General features: G+C 58.5%; 4 protein-coding genes and 1 pseudogene. 4 read left to right on the top strand and 1 reads right to left on the bottom strand.

Annotated elements, in window-relative coordinates:
* Nucleotides 1–288, top strand: a 288-nt coding sequence (locus ACGVJ8_RS00315; protein ID WP_392344961.1) for a DMT family transporter, incomplete at its 5' end; no start/stop codon positions are given.
* A gap of 3 nt (nucleotides 289–291) precedes the next feature.
* On the opposite strand, the gene ACGVJ8_RS00310 is transcribed toward ACGVJ8_RS00315, so the two are convergent.
* On the bottom strand, nucleotides 292–1,800 hold the full coding sequence (locus ACGVJ8_RS00310) for a malate:quinone oxidoreductase (RefSeq protein ID WP_392344962.1): 1,509 nt from the start codon (nucleotides 1,798–1,800) through the stop codon (nucleotides 292–294).
* A gap of 80 nt (nucleotides 1,801–1,880) precedes the next feature.
* Between ACGVJ8_RS00310 and ACGVJ8_RS00305 the strand changes: the two genes are divergently transcribed.
* The 3 genes and pseudogenes from ACGVJ8_RS00305 to ACGVJ8_RS00295 all read left to right on the top strand — a co-directional run bounded on the left by ACGVJ8_RS00305 (nucleotide 1,881) and on the right by ACGVJ8_RS00295 (nucleotide 4,624).
* Nucleotides 1,881–2,126, top strand: coding sequence for a NifU family protein (locus ACGVJ8_RS00305; protein ID WP_011128549.1), 246 nt, complete (start codon nucleotides 1,881–1,883; stop codon nucleotides 2,124–2,126).
* Nucleotides 2,127–2,529: 403 nt separating this feature from the next.
* Nucleotides 2,530–3,252 (top strand): GAF domain-containing protein, encoded by a 723-nt coding sequence (locus tag ACGVJ8_RS00300; protein ID WP_392344960.1) that lies wholly within the window; start codon nucleotides 2,530–2,532, stop codon nucleotides 3,250–3,252.
* Between the two features lie 1,079 nt (nucleotides 3,253–4,331).
* A pseudogene (locus ACGVJ8_RS00295) lies at nucleotides 4,332–4,624 on the top strand (hypothetical protein).
* Nucleotides 4,625–4,709: the final 85 nt, after the last annotated feature.

Raw genomic sequence — 4,709 nt, 5'->3', positions numbered from 1 at the left:
ATCAGCGCTGAGGTGATCGGCACCTCCTGCCTGAGGTTGTCGGAGGGCATGACCCGACCGCTGCCCACCCTGCTGGTGTTCAGCGCCTATGCCCTTGCGATGGCGCTGCTCTCCAAGGTGGTACTGAGCATCTCTCTGGGGATCACCTACGCCCTCTGGAGCGGCATCGGCACCGTGGTGATCGTGCTGGTGGGGCGCTTCGCCTACAGCCAGATGCTGCAGCCCGCGCAGTTGATCGGGATCAGCCTGATCACCGCCGGTGTTGTGTTGGTGAATCTGGGGGAATGAGCCTCAGGGGGTGAGCCCCAGCAAGGCATCGCTGCGCTCCCGCATCCGCTGCAGCACCTGCGGATCCTGCTGAGGATCTTCATGGATGCTGGGCAACAGAGCTTGCAGCCGCTGCTGCCAGGCCTTGCTGTCGAGCCGTTGCTTGAAGCAGCGCTGCAGCACTTCCAACATGATCGTCACCGCCGTGCTCGCCCCCGGGGAGGCCCCCAGCAGCGCTGCCAGGGAGCCATCGCCGGAGGCCACCACTTCCGTCCCCAGCTGCAGCCGTCCACCCTGCTTGCTGCGTTTGATGATCTGCACCCGCTGGCCGGCCACCGAGAGGGTCCAGTCTTCAGCGCGAGCGGTGGGCATGAACTGCTGCAACGCCTCATGCCGCTCCACCGGGCTCTGACGCAACTGATTGATCAGGTACTGCACCAGCTCGAAGTTGGTGGCACCCACCTGCAGCATCGGCACCAGATTGGTGGCACGCACGGAAGCGGGCAGATCCAGCAGGGAGCCCTGCTTGAGGAACTTGCTGCTGAAGCCCGCAAAGGGGCCGAACAACAGCGAACGCTTGCCATCAATCCAGCGGGTGTCGAAGTGGGGCACCGACATCGGTGGCGCCCCCACCGCCGCCTTGCCGTAGACCTTGGCCCGCTGACGGTCGGCCAGCTGGGCATCACCGCAGACGAGCCAGAGGCCACTCACCGGGAAACCAGCGAAATCAGCCGCCTCCGGAATCCCGGAGCGTTGCAGCAGCGGCAAGGCACCCCCGCCAGCACCGAGGAAGACAAAGGGTGCCCGCACTTCTTTCTTGCCCGAGGGCCCCTTGAGCAGCACGCGCCAGTCGGCCTCAGTCATGTCGCTGCGGCGCAGGCGTTTGAGGTCTTGCACCTGGGTGCCGTACTCCACGCTGAGCGCTCCGCTCTGCTGCAACGGCATCAGATAAGCCCGGGTGAGGGTTCCGAAATCCACGTCAGTGCCCCGATCAATCCGGGTGGCCGCCACTGGCTGCTTGAGATCACGGCCCGCCATCACCAGGGGCATCCATTCGGTGAGCTCGCTCTGCTCTTCACTCCACCGCATCCGAGCAAAGGCCGGCAGATCCTTCAGCTGGCTGTGGCGCTGCCGCAGAAAGGCAATGTTCTCCGGCGTCCACACGACGCTGATGTGGGCCGCCTGGTGGAGAAAGGTGCTGGTGTCGAGGTCGCCGCGCTCCCGCAACGACCCCCAGAACTCGAGGCTCCGTTCAAACGAAGCATTGATGGCCACCGCTTTGGCCGTCGCCACCGTGCCATCCGCCTGCATCGGGGTGTAATTCAGCTCGCAGTTGGCGGCATGGCCGGTGCCGGCGTTGTTCACCGCAGCGCTGCTCTCTAAGGCAGGCGATTCGAGGCGCTCCACCAAAAGAATCCGCAGCTGCGGGTCGAGTTCGTGCAGCAGCGCCGACAGGGTGGCGCTCATGATTCCGGCGCCCACCAGCACGGCGTCGTAACGGACTTCTAGGTTGAACGGACCGTCGTGCTGCACCGGAGCTGGAGGGTTAACCGCTCTCGTCACCCTATGGGGCCACTCCGTAACCTTGGGGTCTTGATGTCTGGTTCATTCCGATGAGCACTGAAACCATGGCCCTCACTCTGGAGAACGTGGAGAAGGTGCTGGATGAACTGCGCCCCTTCCTGATGGCCGACGGCGGCAACGTTGAAGTGGTGGAGCTGGATGGCCCGATCGTGAAAGTGCGTTTGCAGGGAGCCTGCGGGAGCTGCCCCAGCAGCACGATGACCTTGAAGATGGGCATCGAACGCAAGATGCGCGAATCGATCCCCGAAGTGAGTGAAGTGGTGCAGGTGCTCTGACGCGCCTCTTCGTCTACGGATCACTGCAAAGCTGCGGAAGCGCCCATCACCTGCAGAAGGGCGCCCAAAGGGACCGCGACGGCATCGTTGATGGATTCACCGAGCTGCAGCACCGGGGCTATCCGATGCTGCAGCGAGGAAACGGAGCCGTGGAAGAAGATGTGTATTGGGTGCTCGACCTTTGTTGTGGCCTGCTTTGGATGCTTGGAAGGAGGTGCCTGAGGTGTACCAACGCACCAGCGTGACCCTGAGGGATGGCCGCAGGGTGTGACCCTACAAAGCGGCCCAAAGAATTAATTATCGAAGAAAGTAAAATCCATAAAGCGCAAATATTCGCACTGCACATTTACGGAAAATAAAAAATGCATGGCTTAGACCAAAGGCATACGTAGTGAGTGAACATATGCAGGCAGCACCCAAGCCAATCAACGAGGCAGCTAGGCTGAGATCGCTCAGTGAATATCGAATACTGGGAACGAAGCCTGAACAAGCCTTTGACAACATCACCCGGATGGCCTCAGAGATCTGCCAGTCCCCGATCGCCCTGATCTCTCTGGTGGATGAAAAGCGTCAATGGTTCAAATCGAAGGTGGGCCTTGAAGCGAGCGAAACCGACCGGGATATCTCCTTTTGTGCCCACACGATCCTCGACTCCAAACCTCTGGTGGTGGAGGACGCACTGTTTCACGAGAAGTTCCGTGACAACCCCCTCGTGCAGGAAGAACCTCACATTCGACTGTATGCAGGGTTCCCCCTGAAAACCGACATCAACCACCGCATTGGGACTCTTTGCGTGATTGATCGTATTCCCAAATCACTTACCAATTCCCAATACAAGGTGATGGAAGGCCTGGCGGAGCAGGCCACCACCCTGTTGGAACTCAGACGTCGATCCCTGGCTCTGATGGATGAGTTCTGTCAAATGCATCACGCTCAAGGATTGGTCACCACCTGCAGCTACTGCAAATCGATCCGCGACAGGGAAGGCTTCTGGCAACCGATCGAACGATTCCTGATGCAACACAGCACGCTGAATTTCAGCCATGGCATCTGCCCGGAATGCATGAACGAGCACTTTCCTGATGTGCAAAGGAGTCGGGTAGAGCCTTCGAATAATCACGACTGAGCGCATAAGAGGAGGGCGATTGTCATCAGCACCACCATGAACACTTGACATCGCCGGAAAACTAGAGGGATGTTCCAGTGATGCGCCATGCGAATTGCAGATTTTCTGTATCGCAAACTCGGGCTCAATATTTTCAAAGCCGCACCACACCTGAGAACATAAACACCTGAGATTCCAGCCTCCACTGAGGTTGAGCCGGAAGCTTTGAAGCCGCCAACTCCCATCAACACATCAAGCACCGATGTGATTCACATCAGCCCCAGGGGTGGTCGCTACAAAGTTGACGCCAAAGGTCGCAAGATTTACCTCAAAGCCAGCTGAAGCCTTTCAGACCCATAGATTGTAAGACGAACTGAGTTGCAATACTGATCAATTGGGTTCGGTATCACACACAACCACCATGGATTCAGCCTGCACGACAAGGTTGATTCAGGTCGGGAGATCGAGGTGAACGCTGGTCCTGCTTGCCCCATTCGATTTGGCACCCTTGAACACCAAAAGGAATCGCTCGCCGATCAATGCCTAACGGCAGCGGAAATCGAATGGCGACGCTGGTCGGGATGGCAGATGCAACGAACAGCGGCCAAACAATTCAGAAAAAAGTGGGCCTGATGCACGGCTGAATTAAGGCGCTGTGGCAGGGTTTGGTGACCTGCCGAAGCATGTGGTCAACCGTTCCCCGTTGCTGAATCGGCGTCGCCCTCAGGCCAGCAGAACGTTGATCGGGCACAGCGTCAGCTCGGGCGCGTTTGAAGGGTTAGCGGTTGCCGGGGAAGGCCATGCCGGCGTCCAACGGTTTGACCCAGCCCTAAAACGATCACGCTGCAGGCTCACCGTCTAGCACCTGGCCATAGCCCGATGACGCTGCCAACGTGGTGGCACCCATCCTGCGGCTCACGCCACTGCCGTGACCATGCGCGACCTCTGCCCTGCCCTACAGAACAAGACGTACTTCAACTAGGACGCACTTCCAAATCAAGCTACTCAGATGAATTGCAGGACAATTGATTTCGAGAAAGTCCTCTAGGAGCTTTAGTCATGGAATTTGGTCGCCATACGACTGACACAGAGCTGATTCCATGGCACCGACTAAGCAAAGAGATTCTCGCTGCGTCTACTGGATGGGTTGCCGTGACCTTGAACGTAGTACCTGGACTAGGTGCTGGTTATCTTTACCAGCGGCGCTGGAAGGCGTATTTGATTTCATCTATTCTGGCCACCACCTGGTTCGTTCTGGGAGCGGTGCTTGGGCAAGGAGCAGAAGTCGCAGAACATATGCAGAACCAGTTGTTAGGGCTAGCCGGTCTTGCTGCACTGGCCAGATGGCACGGCAATTGAGGCTGGACGAGCAGTAAAGCAGGCACGTGGATAGGGCTAATCAGTAGAAAGTCCCCTCCAACTGGGAGCGAAAGTGGCGTGGGGGCTTGCAGCCTCCTCGCTCCTACATAAAGAACCCT

It is taken from the genome of Parasynechococcus sp. (assembly GCF_042954245.1).
In the GTDB taxonomy this organism is placed as follows: Bacteria; Cyanobacteriota; Cyanobacteriia; order PCC-6307; family Cyanobiaceae; genus Parasynechococcus.
This window is presented reverse-complemented; position numbering and strand designations above follow the sequence as displayed.

Coding starts and splice junctions, on each gene's coding strand:
- ACGVJ8_RS00305 (WP_011128549.1), top strand. CDS start 1,881: ATGAGCACTGAAACCATGGCCCTCACTCTGGAGAACGTGGAGAAGGTG.
- ACGVJ8_RS00300 (WP_392344960.1), top strand. CDS start 2,530: ATGCAGGCAGCACCCAAGCCAATCAACGAGGCAGCTAGGCTGAGATCG.